Raw genomic sequence first — 18,163 nt, forward strand, 5'->3', positions numbered from 1 at the left:
CGAGCAATAAAGTACACCTTCAATCCTTACTTTTAAAAAGATTGAACTATTACAATGCATCTTACATAGCATAGGCCTGCAGAAATATCATTCTAGTGGCAATTATAATCCATGTAACAGGAAAGAATGGCCCATCACAACATCCCCCGAGAACCTATAGACTAGGACACCATGAGTTTCCGACCCAAAGTGGAAATGCAGATTATTGCCTATTGGACATCTATCCCCCAGATTATATTATTCATTTGGATCCAATTAATTGAGGCTTATTTTGTGAATAGCTTATCCAAGCTTTATATTTGCAATAAAATTTACGGTTGACAAAATCTTCTATGTTACAACTGTTCGCACAGTCTCCCCAACTGGGAAAACTGAGGTCCCGTATTGCCGATTTTCAAGATAACACCTCTGCGACTTCCCCGACTCCAACCAATATCAAAGGACTTACAGGTTCCGCTTTATCCTTTGTTATTGCCGAAATCTTTCGTGCATCCGAATCTCCATTTTTGTTTATTTTAAACGACAAGGAAGAAGCAGCCTATTACTTGAACGACCTGGAACAGTTCATTGGGGATAGCGACGTACTATTTTATCCAGGAAGTTATAGAAGGCCCTACCAGATAGAGGAAACGGACAATGCCAATGTGCTTTTGCGTGCCGAGGTACTTAATCGTATTAACTCAAGAAAAAAACCTGCAATCATAGTCACTTATGCAGACGCCCTTTTTGAAAAAGTGGTGACCAGAAAGGAACTGGAGAAAAACACCCTTAAAATTAAATTGGAAGATACTCTTTCGATCGATTTTTTAAATGAGGTTTTGTTCGAATACAAATTTAAACGGGTAGATTTTGTTACCGAACCAGGAGAATTTTCGGTTCGAGGAGGAATAATGGATGTATTTTCATTTTCCCACGATGAACCTTATAGAATTGAATTTTTTGGGGATGAGGTGGAGAGTATTAGAACTTTTGATGTGGAAACACAATTGTCTACCCTAAAGGTGAAAAAGATTACCATCATCCCCAATGTTGAAAACAAATTTTTGGATGAGAACCGGGAAAGTTTCCTAAAATACATATCACCAAACACCCTAATTTTTAGCAAGAACCTAAGTTTGCTCTATGCTAGGTTGGATTCATTTTTTGAAAAGGCCGAAGAGTCCTTTACAAAACTGTCCAACGAAATAAAGCATGCCAAACCCCAGGAATTGTTCACTAATTCCGATTTGTTAAAACAACAGTTGGCAGATTTTGGTTTGATAGAAATCGATGGAAGCACAAAATCTTCCAACGATCCTGAAACCATTGTGTTCAATTCAAAGCCACAACCTTCCTTTAACAAAAAATTCGATTTGTTAATTGAAAACCTAAACGATAATTACAAAAACGGGTATACTAATTATCTCTTTTGCGCCACCGACCAGCAGGCCAAAAGGTTCCATGACATTTTTGATGAAGTAGGTAAGGAAGTCCATTATAAAACCATTGTTCTCCCTCTTTACCAAGGGTTTATAGACCAGGATTTAAAAATAGCCTGTTATACGGACCATCAGATCTTTGAACGCTATCTAAAATTCCATTTAAAAAATGGTTATGCCAAAAAGCAGGCCATTACCTTAAAGGATCTAAACAAACTGGAAATTGGAGATTACGTTACCCATATAGACCATGGCATAGGAAAATTCGGCGGACTTCAAAAGATAGATGTTGAAGGAAAGAAACAGGAAGCTATTAAACTAATGTATGGGGAAAGGGACATTCTTTATGTAAGCATACATTCACTGCACAAAATTTCCAAATTCAATGGGAAGGACGGGGCACCTCCAAAAATATATAAACTTGGTTCGGGCGCCTGGAAAAAGATCAAGGACAAGGCCAAATCCCGCGTTAAAAAAATTGCATTCGATCTTATACAGCTGTATGCCAAACGCAGATTGGAAAAAGGGTTTCAATACGGACCGGATAGCTATTTACAACATGAGCTGGAGGCTTCCTTTATCTATGAAGATACTCCTGACCAAAGTAAATCTACCGAAGACATCAAGAAGGACATGGAAAGTGAAAGGCCTATGGACCGACTTGTTTGCGGAGATGTTGGTTTTGGAAAAACGGAAGTGGCCATTAGAGCTGCCTTTAAGGCCGTGGATAATGGTAAACAAGTTGCCGTTTTGGTCCCAACAACAATTTTAGCCTTTCAGCACCACAGGACTTTTACGGAACGGTTGAAGGAAATGCCGGTAACCGTAGATTATGTAAACCGATTTAGAACTGCCAAGGAGAAAAAGGAGACCCTGGAAAATCTTGCAAGCGGCAAAGTGGATATTATTATAGGAACCCATCAGTTGGTGAACAAAAATGTAAAGTTTAAGGATTTAGGGCTTTTGGTCGTAGATGAAGAACAAAAATTCGGCGTATCGGTCAAGGACAAATTAAAATCCATTAAGGAGAATGTAGATGTGCTTACCCTTACAGCAACCCCTATTCCCAGAACCCTTCAATTTAGTTTAATGGCTGCAAGGGATTTATCGGTCATCAATACGGCACCCCCCAATAGGTACCCCATAGAAAGTGAGGTAATCCGCTTTAATGAGGAGACCATTCGGGATGCCATTTCCTATGAAATCCAAAGAGGAGGACAGATATTCTTTATCCACAATAGAATTGAAAACATCAAGGAGGTCGCCGGAATGATACAAAGATTGGTGCCGGATGCCAAAATAGGAATCGGGCACGGGCAAATGGAAGGCAAAAAGTTGGAAACCCTTATGCTGGCTTTTATGAATGGCGAGTTTGATGTATTGGTCTCTACTACCATAGTTGAAAGTGGCTTGGATGTAACTAATGCCAATACCATTTTTATTAATAATGCCAATAATTTTGGCCTCAGTGATCTGCATCAAATGCGGGGACGTGTAGGTCGAAGCAATAAAAAGGCTTTCTGCTACTTTATTACACCTCCCTATGATGTGATGACCAATGATGCCCGTAAGAGAATTCAGGCTTTGGAACAATTTACAGATCTTGGCAGTGGCTTTAATATTGCCATGAAGGATTTGGAAATTAGAGGTGCCGGAGACTTATTGGGAGGAGAACAAAGTGGATTTATAAACGAAATTGGCTTTGATGCCTATCAAAAAATATTGGCCGAAGCCATAGACGAACTAAAAGAAAACGAATTCAAGGATCTGTATGAAGAGGTTGGAGGCAAACAAAAGATCTTTGTAAAAGAAACCCAGATCGACTCTGACTTTGAATTGCTTTTCCCCGATGATTATATCAACAATATCACCGAACGTTTAAATCTATATACCGAACTCAATCAGGTTTCCGATGAGGAAGGCTTACAAAAATTCGAGTCCCAATTGGTCGACAGATTTGGGGAACTGCCCACCCAGGCTGAGGATTTATTAAACTCGGTCCGCATCAAATGGATCGCCAATAGCATCGGCCTGGAAAAAATAGTGATGAAGAAGGGCAAAATGATCGGCTATTTTATAGCGGACCAACAATCGGATTTTTACCAAAGCAGTTCCTTTACGTGGGTATTACAATTTGTACAAACCCATGCCAAGCTTGCAAAACTAAAAGAAAAACAGACCCGTAACGGATTGCGGTTGTTATTGGTTTTTGAACATATAAATTCTATTGATAAAGCCTATAAATCTATTCAACCATTCGATTCCCTTATCCCAAAGCCAGGTATAACGGTTCCCTAAAAATACACTTCAGTAGATGCATTTAAAAAATATCCCATTACTTTTCACCCTCTGCTTCGTCTTAATTTTGAAGGCCCAGCATACTATTTCGGGGAATTTAACTCCAGCTGAAGATTACAAATGGCTTATCGCTTATAAATTGAATCCTGACCATCAAAATTATATCGCCGACACCGCCGTAGAGAATGGTACTTTCTCGCTCAGTATTCCGGCGAAGGCCGCAGCCGGTGTGTATAGATTGGTATATGCCGTGCCACAGGAGGAATTCTATTTTGATGTGATATACAATGGCAAAGAAGATGTTGAATTGTCCTTTGATTCCCAAAAAGGCCTATCCATTATTAGTTCCAACGAAAATATACTTTACACCAAGTACTTTAAAGAGGTTCATGATCTGGAGAAACAAATTGTTCAGTTTTATTCCGAACCGAATAGGGATCAAGGTAAAATCAACGCGCTTTTTAAAAAACTGGCTACCACCCAAAAATCCTATGAAACCCAATCTGAAGGGTTGATATGCGGGCATTTTATTGCGGCAAATAGCCCCTATATTCCAGTTGGATTCCAAGAAGTTGAAACCTATGTACAACAGAAAAAGATTCATTATTTTGATGCCTTGGACATGAAGGATACGATTATACTGGGATCGGGCTTTTTAACGGACAAGATCGTAAATTATGTGTTTACAGCCCTTCCCCACCAACGGTTGACCCTCGAGGAAAAAGAGGCTATCATGAAGAATAATATAAATGAATTGGCAAGGGTATTGGAAAATGTTAGTACAACCAATAAGGTACAGTTATTCAATAGTCTCTGGACACAGGCATCTAGCAACAACTATAACGGCTTGGCGGATGATATTTATGGGAATTACCTTAAAAGTTGGGCATCAGAAACCAATAAGGCTGACATCCTAAATAATATTGAAACCCACAATCGATTGCGTTTTGGGGCAAAGGCCCCAGAAATCTCTTGGAATGAAGGGAGTACCGTTAAAAAACTTACCGATCTTTCGGGGGCTAAAAATTATGTAATTGTTTTTTGGAGTAGCACCTGTTCGCATTGTCTACGAGAACTACCGGAACTTCATGAAAGAATAAAAGACAATTCTGGAGTAAAAGTACTTGCAATTGGCTTGGAAGATGATGATGAAACTTGGAAAAAGGAATCCGCCAAACTACCTGCCTTTATTCATGGTATTGCTGTGGGTAAATGGGAAAGTCCATATACCACCCTATACGACATACATCAAACTCCCACCTATTATATTTTGGATAGGGAAAAGCGTATTATAGGCAAGCCAGAGAATTACGAAGAGGTTGTGGAATTTTTAAAAGAAGCCAAATAGCACTCCCAAAATGGAGTCCATGCGTTTTCAAATCATCGAATTTTCCCATTGGAACATTGCTGCATTAGCCAATTGCCATTTTGATTAATTGCCACATTGATGTCTTACAAAGTTTTAAGATCCTTAATGGTTTTGAATGCAACGTCTACCTGCTCGTCATTTACAATTATGGTAAATTCGTTGGTTGTGGAAATGACCTCATATAGGACAATTCCTTCCCATGCAAGACGTTGAAAAATAAAATAATAGATTCCCGGAACGGAAACATTCTCGGCCGGTAATTTTACAGTAATGGAAGAAAGGTTTTCGGCTTTTTGGGTGCACTTCTCATTCTTGAACAACTCCTCCACTGCCTCATCCAGAATATTGCTGACAACAATATTGAGTTCGTTGACTCCCCTGGAAGAGGTATAGAAAACGTCCTTATTCCTATTTACTTCCTTCAACAATACTGTCTGATTCTCCAAAATGGATTCGGACACCAAAAAGGTAAAATCGGTCAGTGACGACCTTACTGTTATTTCCCCTATATTTTTTAAGACTTTAATAATTTTATGGGTCGCACGGAACTCCAAATCATCGGAAAGTCGCTTTAAAGCCATTACAATTGCACCATTGCGAATATCCTTCCCCAACTCACTTTCAATTTCTGGCTTAACGATTCTAGAAAGCGATGTTAGATTTATAATACCTTGAGCTAAAGCGCTTTGCAAAAATGGCTTCTTTTTAATGTAGTCTTCCACGACCGATGAAATAGTCTTCATTTCCTTAAAATTTTGGTAAAAATAACAAATTGTTACAAATAAAACAAATAATTAAAAATGATAAAATGCATTTTCCAGATGTTCTATATTAAAATTGGCCCCATTTCTATGCACGGTAATAATATCAAACCTAGCCTCAACCTCAAGATCTTTACTTATAATATAATGGTCTGCTGCCATAACAAGTAGCTTAATTTTCTTTTCGGTAACCGTCTCCGCAATGGACTGCATATAATCCGAACTTCTAGATTTCACTTCCACAATGGCCAAAATATCTCCTTTTTTCGCAATTATATCGATTTCCGCTTTTAAATACCTATAATTTCTGTGAACTACCTTATAGCCATTTTTAATCAAATGATTCACAGCCAATTCCTCCCCCTTTTTACCAAATTCGTTGTGCTTTCCCATACTATTTCGATTCCATTTACCAAAAAATGTGCATTTGGTCGAAAAATTTGCCCTACTGTCGTCCAAATTTCAACAAACCACGTAATTTGTTATGCATTATAACGAATTATTTGTATTGGACATAATTTCCTTTGCGAACCTGCGTTATGCAATGACCCCTTACTAGTAACCTATCAAATGCGGAATAAATTATGGAATATTTCATAAACTGTAATACTTCTAGTTTGGCCCCCTATACAACCTCCCTGGACGCGCAGAGGGCCGCACATCTATATAGAAGATTGGGATTTAGCGCCTCTGTGCAGACTATTGATCAAGCTTCTGGCCAAACTGCCACAAACTTGGTGAATTCCCTTATCTCCCAAGCACAGAACATGCCTACTTTGGCTGCTCCTGTTTGGGCCAATTGGAATAACAGCAATTATCCTGAAGATGATGATCAACGAGGACAATTAATAAGGTCCCAACAAGAAGAGTTTAAGCTGGCCTATACCAACTCATTATTGAACAATAATCTAAGGGATCGTTTAAGTTTCTTTTGGAGCAATCATTTTGTCACAGAATTGGACGTTTACAATTGTAATTCATTCCTTTATCATTATATCAACTGTCTTCAGCGCAATGCCATAGGCAATTTTAAAACCTTTGTTAGTGAAATAGGCCTTACCAGTGCCATGCTTTACTATTTGGATGGGGTTTACAACAATGGCAACAACCCCAATGAGAATTATGCCCGTGAACTATATGAACTATTTACATTAGGGGAAGGAAACGGATATACGGAGGAGGATATAATTGAAACCGCCAAGGCCCTTTCCGGGTATGTGGTAAGGGGAGAAATAGGCTGTGAGCAAGTAATGTTCGATGCTTCCAAATTCAACACTGAAAATAAAACTATACTCGGAAGAACCGGTAACTGGGGTTATGACGATGTGATTGATATACTTTTTGAAGAAAGAGGTAGCCAAATAGGTTATTTCATTTGTAAAAAATTGTATGAATATTTTGTACACCCAGACTCTACAGACGAAGCAAATAATGCCAAGACTATTATTGATGGATTGGCCGCAACCTTTGTTTCCAACAATTTTGAACTGGCACCAGTATTGAGTCAACTCTTTAAAAGTCAACATTTTTTTGATGATGAGGCCATTGGCGTTATTATTAAAAGTCCGTTCGACATCTATCTACATACTATAAACGAAACCGGTTTTGCATATAACGATACTACCATTGGTAGCCTAATAAATTATAGCGGGATGCTGGGTCAAGATTTATTTGACCCCGTTGATGTTGCCGGATGGCAAAGAAACAGGGACTGGATCAACACCAATTTTATGATTGGACGTTGGCTCACCATGGAGACCATTATCGATGGCTTCTATCAGGACAACCCCGAACAATTCAGGACTTTGGCCATGGATGCCGTTGGACCAGCAAATAGTAGTACAAGTAACCCAGAGATTGTAGTTCGGGCCCTAGTAGATAAAATAACGCCAAAGGGCATGTTTACGCAACAAGAATTTGACAATGCCATGTCGGCATTCAAAATTGAAGACGTTCCTGAGGACTATTACGGCCCTGACTATATTCCTGGGGGTCAATCCCTATGGGTACTAAGTATTAGCCAAGAAGTTCCTTCACAAGTTCATCTTCTATTAAGACATCTTTCCAGACAACCTGAATTCCAACTCAAATAAAAAATACAATTATGTGCGATACTCATCATAATTCACCCCATAAAGGCAAAGACCATGATGGTCACGATTTAGAACATAAGGCCTGGAGCAGACGTTCTTTTATCCAAGCTCTGGGCATTGCGGGTTCCGGATCCATGATGTTGGGCAGTAACTTTTTAACAGCCTCGGCCCCATCTCCCCTAACCTCGGCAATAGCCATGGCGGAAACCGATAATATTTTAATTTTAATTCGATTATCGGGTGGAAATGACGGACTTAGTACCATTATCCCAATTAATCAGTACGACATTTATGCCAACGCCCGTCCCAATATTTATCTGCCGGAAAGTAAAATATTAAGATTGACGGATGAATATGGGGTTCCTACCTATATGAAATCTTTGGAGCCCATGTGGGGCGAAGGTCAATTTAAGGCTGTACATGGTGTAGGTTATGAAGGACAGAGCTTGTCACATTTTACCGGTTCGGATATTTTTGCCAATACCGACCTAACCACAACAGGCTTCACCGGACGTGATACCGGATGGATGGGAAGACATTTTGAATACCTTTATCCTGATTACTTATCCGATTTTCCGGGTAGTAGACCTGAAGGACCTGCAGCTATTCAAATTGGAAACTACGGTAGTTTGGTTTTTGAAGGAGAAGAAACCAATTACGCATTTGTAACCAATAACATAGATCAGTTGGAACAGATCGCGGAAACTGGGTTACAATATTCCGTAGACGATGCCCTTTTTGACGACTGTATGTACAGTGACCAAATTAAATTCCTTCGAGGGGTGTCCAATGTAACCAACGAATATGCAGGGAAAATACATGATGCCTATATGAGGGGATCAAACCAAATTGAATATCAAACCAATGGTTTTGCCAGACAATTGGCTTTGTTGGCCAGATTGATCAAAGGGAATCTTGGAACCAAAGTGTATATGATCAGTATGGGTGGTTTTGACACCCATGGAAATCAACCTTTGGCTCACGAACGACTAATGTCCAATTTATCCATTGCTGTAGATAATTTTTATGATGACTTGGCCTTTACCCAACAGGATGAAAAAGTATTGAGTATGACCTTTTCCGAATTTGGAAGAAGGATTTACGAAAACGGATCCAATGGTACAGATCATGGTAAAGCGGCTCCTACCCTATTTTTTGGATCTGGACTTAACGGAAGTGCCTTTGTAGGCGAGCATCCATCTTTGGACGAGCCCAATAGCAGAGGTAACCTGGAATACACCATGGATTTTAGAGACCTTTATGCCACCGTGTTGGCAGAGTGGTTGTGTGTAGATATTCCTCTTGTGGAACAACATTTAATGGATGGATACACCTATACACCAGTAAATTTAGGATTTAATTGTAGCGGAGTGGATTTTCCAGAAATCACTTATAGCGATGGGAATCCAACACCTCCAACACCAACAGATCCAACTGGGGAAAATCCAAATCCGGAATTGGTAAATGCCATTGTACACAAACCATTTTACCCCACGGATTCAACACCTCACATTTACCTTGAAATGCCATTTAGCGCCCATGTAAACATTCAATTGTTCAACATTATGGGGCAATATTTGGGATCGGTATTTAATGAAATGATGTTGGAAGGATCTACAGAAATAAACATCAGGGAGAGACTGCAAACTTATTTGGCGTCTGGAAAATATATTTATAGAATACAGGTTCAAAATCAAAATCTCAGCAAATCCATAATGGTAGCATAAATTCACCCCCTACTTACTATGCGAGAAGCCTTCGTAAAATCTGAATTGTTTTCAGGGTAACGAAGGCTTATTTTTTGAAGGAATACCTCAGCTGCGGGTAAAAATCTTTATTTTTGCACCTTAATCCAAAAATAATGTCGCAGAACCTTCAAAAGCCAGCAAGATATACCATTACCGCAGCACTACCATATACCAACGGACCTATACACATAGGGCATTTGGCCGGTGTCTATGTGCCCGCGGATATCTACGCAAGATACTTGAGATTAAATGGTAATGATGTGGCCTTCGTCTGTGGCAGTGACGAACACGGGGTAGCCATTTCGATGAAAGCCAAAAAAGAAGGTGTTACCCCTCAAAACATTATAGATAAATACCACGGTATTATTAAACAATCCTTTGAGGATTTTGGAATCACCTTCAGCAATTATTCAAGAACCTCCGCAGAAGTACACCATAAAACTGCCTCGGATTTCTTTGTAAAATTATATGAACAGGGAAATTTTATTGAGGAAACTACAGAACAATTGTACGACCAGGAAGCCCAACAATTTTTGGCAGATCGTTTTGTAATTGGTACCTGCCCAAAATGTGGGTTCGAAGAGGCCTATGGCGATCAATGTGAAAACTGTGGTTCTACCTTAAACGCCACGGACCTTATTAATCCAAAATCTACCATCTCGGGAGCAGTACCCTCGCTAAAAGAAACCAAACACTGGTTTTTACCATTGGACAGATACGAGGATTTTTTAAAGAAATGGATTTTGGAAGGTCATAAGAACGACTGGAAACCCAATGTTTACGGCCAATGTAAATCTTGGATCGACGACGGCCTAAAGCCACGGGCGGTAACCCGTGATCTGGATTGGGGAATCCCAGTTCCAGTTGAAGGCGGAGAAGGCAAGGTGCTATACGTATGGTTCGATGCTCCAATTGGTTACATTTCCTCAACCAAAGAATGGGCGGCTAGGGAAGGCAAGGATTGGGAACCTTATTGGAAAGCCAAGGATACCAAAATGGTACATTTTATTGGTAAGGACAATATTGTATTCCACTGTATTATTTTCCCTAGTATGCTAAAGGCACATGGCGATTTTATTTTACCGGAAAATGTCCCGGCCAATGAATTTTTAAATTTGGAAGGCAACAAACTGTCCACTTCCAAGAATTGGGCGGTATGGCTGCATGAGTATTTGGAAGATTTTCCAAACATGCAGGATGTGCTAAGGTATACGCTAACTGCCACGGCCCCGGAAACCAAGGATAACGATTTTACCTGGAAAGATTTCCAAGCAAGGAACAATAATGAATTAGTAGCTATATACGGGAACTTTATCAATCGTGTAGTGGTGCTTACCAATAAGTATTACAATGGTATTGTACCTGCTCCGGGCACTTTTAGCCAAGTAGATCGGGAAACGTTGGCGGAGCTTAAAAAATATCCCGAGATAATTGCCAATTCCATTGAAAGATACCGGTTCCGAGAAGCGGGCCAAGAGGTTATGAACTTAGGACGTTTGGGCAATAAGTACCTGGCCGATGAAGAACCTTGGAAAGTAATAAAACAAGATGAAGAAAGGGTTAAAACCATAATGTTTGTCGCCCTACAAATAGCATCGGCCTTGGCAGTCTTGAGCGAACCATTTTTGCCCTTTACTTCTGACAAACTAAAGTCAATGTTGGGAGTTGATACACTGGATAACGCACTAAGCTGGGAAATGGTGGCCCATACAGAAGACTTGCTTACAGCAGGACATCAGATCAAGGAAGCTGAATTGTTGTTCAGTAAAATTGAGGACGAAACCATACAGGCACAATTGGACAAATTGGAAGCTACCAAAAAAGCAAATGAAACTATGAACAAAGAAGTTAGTCCACAAAAGGACACCATTACCTTTGACGATTTCTCCAAGTTGGATATGAGGGTAGGAACCATTATCGAAGCAGAAAAAATGCCTAAGGCCAAAAAATTGTTGGTCTTAAAAGTGGATACGGGATTGGATGTGAGAACCATAGTGTCTGGCATTGCGGAAAGCTTTTCACCCGAGGATATCATAGGTAAAAAAGTGACCGTTTTGGTTAACCTAGCTCCACGAGCCTTGAGAGGAGTGGAAAGCGAGGGCATGATCCTTATGACCGAAAACGCCGATGGCAAGTTGGTATTTATTAATCCGGATGAAGATGGAGTTGAAAGTGGCGGGACCATAAATTAAGGTCAAAACTCCGCCTGACTTGACAAACCTAGAGCCGCTCGTTTAAAAACCCGAGTCCGCTAAACTGTACACATTTTGTTGCCTTTGGTATAAAATAATTATATTGAATCGTATTGTCCTGTCGAACGCAGTCGAGACCTCATTTAAAGCACATATACCCCATGAATCTCATTTCCTACATTACAAAAAACACCCAACTCCCTGTAAAGGGCATAGAAAATACGGTGGCCTTATTGAACGAGGATTGTACCCTGCCCTTTATTTCACGATACCGGAAAGAACGTACCGGAAATTTGGATGAGGTGCAAATTGGTGCCATTGTACAATATAAAGCGCAGTTCGAAGCACTGGAAAAACGCAGGTCGACCATCCTTAAATCCATTGAGGATCAAGATTGTCTTACTCCAGAATTAGGCCAAAAGATTGCCAATGCCGAAGATCTTACCACTCTGGAAGATCTTTATCTCCCCTTTAAGAAAAAGCGTAAGACGAAGGCAGAAACGGCCATTAAAAATGGGCTGGAACCTTTGGCCAAAATTATTCTGGCACAGCGCAACGACGAAATAGATTTTGAGGCTTCAAAATATGTCTGCGATACCGTTCCCAATGAAGATGATGCGCTGGAGGGAGCCCGACATATTATTTCTGAATGGATAAACGAACGTGCCGATATCAGAAATCAGATCAGGACCCAATTGGAAAAATTCGCATTGATATCCACCAAGGTTATATCCACTAAGAAAGATGACGAAAAGGCCCAAAAATTTAGGGACTATTTTGAATGGAGCGAGCCTCTTAATCGCTGTCCTTCACACCGACTCCTAGCCATTTTACGGGCCGAAAATGAAGGTTTTATCCGGATTAAGGTCGAGATAGACGATGACAAGGCCATCTCCAATATGGAGTATGGAATCATCAAAAACAAAAATGCTTCCACGCCACATCTCCAATTGGCCATTCAGGATGCCTATAAAAGGTTGCTATTCCCCTCACTTTCCAATGAGATTCTAAAAAGCGCCAAAGACAAGGCGGATGAATCGGCTATTCAAGTGTTTTCCAAAAACCTAAAGCAGCTGTTGTTGGGGTCCCCTTTGGGCGAGAAAAGAATTTTGGCCATAGACCCAGGATTCAGAACGGGCTGTAAAGTGGTTTGTTTAAGCGCTCAGGGCGATTTGGAACACAACGAGACCATTTACCCACATGCTCCTCAAAACGACAGTAAGGGAGCTATAAAGAAAATTAGCTCCTTGGCCGATGCCCATAAGATCGAGGCGATAGCTATAGGCAATGGTACGGCCTCAAGGGAAACGGAGCAATTAATAAAGCGCATTCAGTTCAAAAACAATATTGAGGTGTTTGTGGTCAGTGAAGCAGGAGCCTCCATTTATTCCGCTTCCAAAATTGCCCGTGATGAATTCCCCAATTACGATGTTACCGTTAGGGGTGCCGTATCAATAGGAAGACGGCTTGCAGACCCCTTGGCCGAGTTGGTAAAAATAGATGCCAAGTCGATCGGAGTAGGTCAATACCAGCACGATGTAGACCAAAATCTTTTGAAAAATTCCTTGGATGCCGCAGTAGAAAGCTGTGTAAATACTGTGGGGGTCAATATTAATACGGCCAGTGTACCGCTTTTAAGTTATGTTTCCGGTATAGGTCCAAAACTGGCAGAAAACATTGTGGCCTATAGAAATGAAAATGGTGCCTTTACCAATAGGAGCGAAATAAAAAAGGTGCCCCGTTTGGGAGCCAAAGCATTTGAACAGGGGGCAGCATTTTTACGCATTAAACAGGCAAAAAACCCGTTGGACGATTCCGCGGTACATCCTGAAAGTTATTCCCTAGTTCAAAAAATGGTCAAAGACCAGGGCGTTCCCCTATCAGAAATTATTGGAAACAAGGAAGTCCTTAAAAAGATAGACCTTAAACAATATTGTACCGATAATGTGGGCTTGCCCACCTTACAGGATATTGTAAAGGAACTGGAAAAACCGGGATTGGACGTTCGGGAAAAGGCAAAGGTATTTACCTTTAATCAGAACATAAGAACCATTGCCGATCTTAGCGCAGGACAATTACTTCCTGGAATCGTAAACAATATTACCAATTTTGGCTGTTTTGTAGATGTGGGCATCAAGGAAAGTGGTCTGATCCATATCTCCAACCTATCGGATAGTTTTGTAAAAGATGTGAATGAACACGTTAGTCTGCACCAACAAATTATTGTTAAAGTCTTGGAAGTGGACATTCCCAGAAAACGGATCCAATTGGCACTACACAAATAACATCAAAACTTAAGACCTTAGGTAGATAAAAGAATCATTTATTTGTAACTTTAGTTAAAATTTAAAAGTTATGTTGTCCGAAAAATTAGAAAAAGCATTGAACGAGCAAGTTCGTATTGAGGCCGAGTCCTCGCAGGTATATTTATCCATGGCCTCATGGGCCGAAGGCAAAGGATTGGAGGGAATTGCGCAATTTATGTATACCCAGTCCGATGAGGAACGTTTACATATGCTCAAATTGGTGAAATATATAAACGAGAGAGGTGGACATGCTTATGTATCCGCGCTTAACGCGCCTAAGTCCGACTTTGTGAGCTTTCAAAAAATGTTCCACGAGTTATTGGAACACGAAATTTTTGTATCCGATAGCATTAACGAACTGGTTCATGTAACCCTTCAGGAAAAGGATTATGCCACCCATAATTTTCTTCAATGGTATGTAGCGGAACAAATTGAGGAAGAGGCATTGGCACGTAATATCTTGGACAAGATCAACCTTATTGGAAATGATAAGGGTGGCCTATACCTGTTCGACCGTGACATTCAACAGATTACAGCCAATAGTGCCGCTATAACACCAAAGGCATAATTTTAACATTTAATCTTATTTAGATTGAATTAAAATAAATATTTTTGCCCCATTGATTTAGACCAAAGGTGGGCAAGAAGAAAAAACAGGACAAGAAAACCGAAAAAAAGCTAAAGAAAGCTTTAAAAAAGGAGCAGAAAACGGCTCTAAAGGAAATGGTTGCCCATGGATGCAAAACCAAGTGTTGCGACAAATACAAAAAGTCGGAATCCAAGAGGTGCCATCGCTGTCCCTGTTTTGATCTAATGCAGAAAGTTGCCTAGACTTTGAATACCTTGTACCGTCCTGGCGATGCGCATTTTATTGTCTTCTAATGGGTGCGGCACGGAGAAGTAATCTCACAGCTGTGCGCCAAGAACAAACTTAAGTAAACCTATAATAAACAGATTGCTTCGTCGCTTTCGCTCCTCGCAATGACGTCTCTTTGGGACTAATAAAGCAAAGCCTTAACGACCATAGTTGCACGTCATTGCGAACTTGACTATCCGCAGGCAGGCATAGGGAAGCAATCTCTTGAAGAGGGCATATAAGTTCATTATACTATTCAATCAAAATAAAACAACCATCCTTCAGCTAAATCCTTCCAATTAGGATTCTCACTATTGACTAATTGTTCCTTACGCCTCCTATTACCTGCCTTTATCTGTTTCTCCCTCTCAATAGCTTTTTGTATATCACTGAATTCCTCATAGTAAATCAATTTATTACAATTATAACGAGAAGCAAAACCTTGAAATACGCCAGTTTTATGCTCATAAATACGCTTAACTAGATTGCTAGTAACCCCAACATAGATGACAGTATTATTCTTATTGGCAAGTAAATATACATATGACCCGTTCATGATTAATATTTTGGTCAACGCTGTCAGACAGGAATAAACAGATTGCTTCGTCGCTTGCGCTCCTCGCAATGACGTCTCTTTGGGACTAATAAAGCAAAGCCTTAACGACCATAGTTGCACGTCATTGCGAACTTGACTGTCCGCAGGCAGGCATAGGGAAGCAATCTCTTGAAGAGGGTATATAAGTTCATTATACTATTCAATCAAAATAAAACAACCATCCTTCAGCTAAATCCTTCCAATTAGGATTCTCACTATTGACTAATTGTTCCTTACGCCTCCTATTACCTGCCTATATCTGTTTCTCCCTCTCAATAGCTTTTTGTATATCACTGAATTCCTCATAGTAAATCAATTTATTACAATTATAACGAGAAGTAAAACCTTGAAATACGCCAGTTTTATGCTCATAAATACGCTTAACTAGATTGCTAGTAACCCAACATAGATGACGGTATTATTCTTATTGGCAAGTAAATATACATATGACCCGTTCATGATTAATATTTTGGTCAACCCTGTCAGACAGGAATAAACAGATTGCTTCGTCGCTTGCGTTCCTCGCAATGACGCCTCATTGGGACTAATAAAGCAAAGCCTTAACGACTATAGTAACACGTCATTGCGAACTTGACTGTCCGGAGGCAGGCATAGGGAAGCAATCTCATAGCTTTGAACCCAAATATTAAAGATTGCCACATCACTAATGTTCCTGGCTATGAACGTTTATGAATTCATTTTGCAAACCTCAAATTAGTAGTCGCGAGGCCATACCCGCTATAAACAAAAGAAGCAACCCAATAGACCCATATGGGATCCAATAGATTACTTCTTAGTACTGTAATATACCCAGTAAATTCCTCCCTGGCAGCGAAGAAAAACCTATTTCCCCAACATTAGGAGTTCATTACAGCGGATTTCGGTAATGTACCGCTTTTCCCCTTCCTTGGTTTCATAAGACCGAGTGGTCAATTTTCCTTCAACGGCAACTTCCTTGCCCTTGTTGAGATAGTTTTCTACGATTTCGGCCGTCTTTCCCCAAGCTACAACATTGTGCCATTGGGTATCCGTTACCTTTTCCCCCTTGGCATTTTTGTAAGTCTCATTGGTAGCAATGGCGAACTTAGCCAATTTGCCACCTCCGTCTAGATTAATAATTTCTGGATCGTTACCCAAGTTTCCAATCAACTGTACTCTGTTTCTAAGTGCGTTCATAATAGATGATTTTTAAATCCCGAATCCATTTCGGGAATGGTTAAACAGTTAATGATTTTTGATGGAACAAACTTAGTACCCGATACGAATGTTATTCGGTTGAAAAGTATTTAATTTCGTTTGTTATCGTTTGTAGTCGTTTGTAAATGTATATAGATGCCCCATAATCAGGCATTTTATATATAAATTAAACTCGAACTCAATAATATCCTTACATTTAAAGGAATCATAATCCGATAACCTAAGACTTATATATGCAGACCTTAATAAAAATTATAATTGGCATAATAGCCCTTGAACACCTTTATATTCTTTACATGGAAATGTTTGCCTGGGAAACCTTGGGCAAAAAGACCTTTAGAAAAGCGCTTCCAGAAGAAATGTTTAAACCCACAAAAGGACTGGCAGCAAACCAGGGGCTCTACAATGGTTTTCTTGCTGCAGGCCTCATATGGACCTTTTTTATCACTGACCCTACGTGGAGTACCAACATCGCCATTTTCTTTTTAAGTTGTGTGGCCATAGCGGGTATTTACGGGGCATGGTCTGCGAGCAAAAAAATATTTGTGGTTCAGGCCTTACCAGCTCTCATGGCATTATTGCTGCTCTTACTATCTTCCTCCTATTTTTCCTAATACTAATCCAAGAGTTCACTAACAAAATGCACACAGTTCCATTACCAAGGTTATTGCTTCCTTCTGCCATTTCAACCCAGTATGGAATATAAAATTGCCCATTGAATGAATAATCCATTTATTACAGATCAGTCCTATAGGGGAATCAACTTTGTCTCCAAACCTTTGCCCAAAGGTGAATATGAGAATTGCGTTTTTGACACTTGTTCCTTTTCCAAATCGGATATATCCAACTTCGTTTTTCTGGAATGTGTATTTAAGGATTGCGATCTAAGCAACGTTAACCTGAAAAATACCACCTTTAAAGAAACAGAATTTAAAGGGTGTAAAATGTTGGGGATCCGTTTCGACCATTGCAACGACTTTCTGCTGTCGTTTAACTTCTACAATTGCACCTTAAACTTATGCTCCTTTTATAAATTAAAACTCAAAAACACGATTTTCCAAAATTGCAAAATGATTTCGGTGGATTTTTCAAAAACCCAACTAACAGAAACCCAATTTGAATCCTGTGATCTTCAAAGTGCAATCTTTGAAGATTCCAACCTAGAAAAGGTTGATTTCAGAACAGCATTTAACTATACCTTCGATCCTGAGAAAAACAAAATTAATAAGGCAAGATTTTCCAAGGAAGAGGTTCTGGGATTGTTAACGAAATATGATATCCGTATAGAATAACATATTTGCCTTTTTGGATTATGCGTTTGTAATCGGAT

The 18,163-nt window shown here is 39.8% G+C and carries 15 protein-coding genes; 10 read left to right on the plus strand and 5 right to left on the minus strand.

Annotated features, from left to right (window positions below):
- The first annotated feature begins 332 nt into the window (after positions 1 to 332).
- Positions 333 to 3,716, plus strand: a complete 3,384-nt coding sequence (mfd, locus tag CWD91_RS19030) for a transcription-repair coupling factor (protein WP_394335736.1) — start codon at positions 333 to 335, stop codon at positions 3,714 to 3,716.
- A gap of 16 nt (positions 3,717 to 3,732) precedes the next feature.
- A complete protein-coding gene (locus CWD91_RS19035) occupies positions 3,733 to 5,064 on the plus strand; it encodes a TlpA family protein disulfide reductase (protein ID WP_103442564.1) in 1,332 nt (443 codons plus the stop codon).
- Positions 5,065 to 5,168: 104 nt separating this feature from the next.
- Here CWD91_RS19035 and CWD91_RS19040 read toward each other — a convergent pair whose 3' ends face one another.
- The gene (locus CWD91_RS19040; RefSeq protein ID WP_103442565.1) at positions 5,169 to 5,828 is read right to left on the minus strand and encodes an aspartate kinase; all 660 of its coding nucleotides are present in this window, start codon (positions 5,826 to 5,828) and stop codon (positions 5,169 to 5,171) included.
- 51 nt (positions 5,829 to 5,879) lie between these two features.
- Positions 5,880 to 6,239 (minus strand): YraN family protein, encoded by a 360-nt coding sequence (locus tag CWD91_RS19045; protein ID WP_103442566.1) that lies wholly within the window; start codon positions 6,237 to 6,239, stop codon positions 5,880 to 5,882.
- Positions 6,240 to 6,430: 191 nt separating this feature from the next.
- On the opposite strand from CWD91_RS19045, the gene CWD91_RS19050 reads away from it, so the two are divergent.
- From CWD91_RS19050 to CWD91_RS19075, 6 genes are all read left to right on the plus strand, one after another.
- The gene (locus CWD91_RS19050; protein WP_103442567.1) at positions 6,431 to 7,939 is read left to right on the plus strand and encodes a DUF1800 domain-containing protein; all 1,509 of its coding nucleotides are present in this window, start codon (positions 6,431 to 6,433) and stop codon (positions 7,937 to 7,939) included.
- Between the two features lie 11 nt (positions 7,940 to 7,950).
- The gene (locus tag CWD91_RS19055; RefSeq protein WP_103442568.1) at positions 7,951 to 9,666 is read left to right on the plus strand and encodes a DUF1501 domain-containing protein; all 1,716 of its coding nucleotides are present in this window, start codon (positions 7,951 to 7,953) and stop codon (positions 9,664 to 9,666) included.
- A gap of 134 nt (positions 9,667 to 9,800) precedes the next feature.
- Complete coding sequence (gene metG, locus CWD91_RS19060) at positions 9,801 to 11,879, plus strand: methionine--tRNA ligase (protein WP_103442569.1); 2,079 nt, start codon at positions 9,801 to 9,803, stop codon at positions 11,877 to 11,879.
- A gap of 161 nt (positions 11,880 to 12,040) precedes the next feature.
- A complete protein-coding gene (locus tag CWD91_RS19065; RefSeq protein ID WP_103442570.1) occupies positions 12,041 to 14,164 on the plus strand; it encodes a Tex family protein in 2,124 nt (707 codons plus the stop codon).
- Between the two features lie 70 nt (positions 14,165 to 14,234).
- On the plus strand, positions 14,235 to 14,753 hold the full coding sequence (locus tag CWD91_RS19070; RefSeq protein WP_103442571.1) for a ferritin: 519 nt from the start codon (positions 14,235 to 14,237) through the stop codon (positions 14,751 to 14,753).
- A gap of 68 nt (positions 14,754 to 14,821) precedes the next feature.
- A complete protein-coding gene (locus CWD91_RS19075; RefSeq protein WP_103442572.1) occupies positions 14,822 to 15,016 on the plus strand; it encodes a hypothetical protein in 195 nt (64 codons plus the stop codon).
- Between the two features lie 281 nt (positions 15,017 to 15,297).
- On the opposite strand, the gene CWD91_RS19080 is transcribed toward CWD91_RS19075, so the two are convergent.
- From CWD91_RS19080 to CWD91_RS19090, 3 genes are all read right to left on the minus strand, one after another.
- Positions 15,298 to 15,597, minus strand: a complete 300-nt coding sequence (locus CWD91_RS19080) for a GIY-YIG nuclease family protein (protein ID WP_103442573.1) — start codon at positions 15,595 to 15,597, stop codon at positions 15,298 to 15,300.
- Positions 15,598 to 15,889: 292 nt separating this feature from the next.
- Complete coding sequence (locus CWD91_RS23150; RefSeq protein ID WP_317045622.1) at positions 15,890 to 16,012, minus strand: GIY-YIG nuclease family protein; 123 nt, start codon at positions 16,010 to 16,012, stop codon at positions 15,890 to 15,892.
- A 467-nt stretch (positions 16,013 to 16,479) separates the two neighbouring features.
- Positions 16,480 to 16,812: a single-stranded DNA-binding protein gene (locus tag CWD91_RS19090; RefSeq protein ID WP_031442041.1), complete on the minus strand. Its 333-nt coding sequence runs from the start codon at positions 16,810 to 16,812 to the stop codon at positions 16,480 to 16,482.
- Positions 16,813 to 17,066: 254 nt separating this feature from the next.
- On the opposite strand from CWD91_RS19090, the gene CWD91_RS19095 reads away from it, so the two are divergent.
- A complete protein-coding gene (locus CWD91_RS19095) occupies positions 17,067 to 17,447 on the plus strand; it encodes a DUF1304 domain-containing protein (RefSeq protein WP_103442574.1) in 381 nt (126 codons plus the stop codon).
- A gap of 105 nt (positions 17,448 to 17,552) precedes the next feature.
- Positions 17,553 to 18,125, plus strand: coding sequence for a pentapeptide repeat-containing protein (locus CWD91_RS19100; RefSeq protein WP_103442575.1), 573 nt, complete (start codon positions 17,553 to 17,555; stop codon positions 18,123 to 18,125).
- Positions 18,126 to 18,163 lie beyond the last annotated feature (38 nt).

The sequence above is a fragment of the Arenibacter hampyeongensis genome (genome assembly GCF_002909255.1).
GTDB lineage: Bacteria > Bacteroidota > Bacteroidia > Flavobacteriales > Flavobacteriaceae > Arenibacter > Arenibacter hampyeongensis.

Bases quoted from the DNA above. Each gene is read 5' to 3' on its own strand.
- CWD91_RS19040 (WP_103442565.1), bottom strand. From the start codon at position 5,828: ATGAAGACTATTTCATCGGTCGTGGAAGACTACATTAAAAAGAAGCCA.
- CWD91_RS19045 (WP_103442566.1), bottom strand. From the start codon at position 6,239: ATGGGAAAGCACAACGAATTTGGTAAAAAGGGGGAGGAATTGGCTGTG.
- CWD91_RS19065 (WP_103442570.1), top strand. From the start codon at position 12,041: ATGAATCTCATTTCCTACATTACAAAAAACACCCAACTCCCTGTAAAG.
- CWD91_RS19050 (WP_103442567.1), top strand. From the start codon at position 6,431: ATGGAATATTTCATAAACTGTAATACTTCTAGTTTGGCCCCCTATACA.
- CWD91_RS19080 (WP_103442573.1), bottom strand. From the start codon at position 15,597: ATGAACGGGTCATATGTATATTTACTTGCCAATAAGAATAATACTGTC.
- CWD91_RS19070 (WP_103442571.1), top strand. From the start codon at position 14,235: ATGTTGTCCGAAAAATTAGAAAAAGCATTGAACGAGCAAGTTCGTATT.
- CWD91_RS19055 (WP_103442568.1), top strand. From the start codon at position 7,951: ATGTGCGATACTCATCATAATTCACCCCATAAAGGCAAAGACCATGAT.
- CWD91_RS19090 (WP_031442041.1), bottom strand. From the start codon at position 16,812: ATGAACGCACTTAGAAACAGAGTACAGTTGATTGGAAACTTGGGTAAC.
- CWD91_RS19035 (WP_103442564.1), top strand. From the start codon at position 3,733: ATGCATTTAAAAAATATCCCATTACTTTTCACCCTCTGCTTCGTCTTA.
- CWD91_RS19100 (WP_103442575.1), top strand. From the start codon at position 17,553: ATGAATAATCCATTTATTACAGATCAGTCCTATAGGGGAATCAACTTT.
- CWD91_RS19095 (WP_103442574.1), top strand. From the start codon at position 17,067: ATGCAGACCTTAATAAAAATTATAATTGGCATAATAGCCCTTGAACAC.
- mfd (WP_394335736.1), top strand. From the start codon at position 333: ATGTTACAACTGTTCGCACAGTCTCCCCAACTGGGAAAACTGAGGTCC.
- metG (WP_103442569.1), top strand. From the start codon at position 9,801: ATGTCGCAGAACCTTCAAAAGCCAGCAAGATATACCATTACCGCAGCA.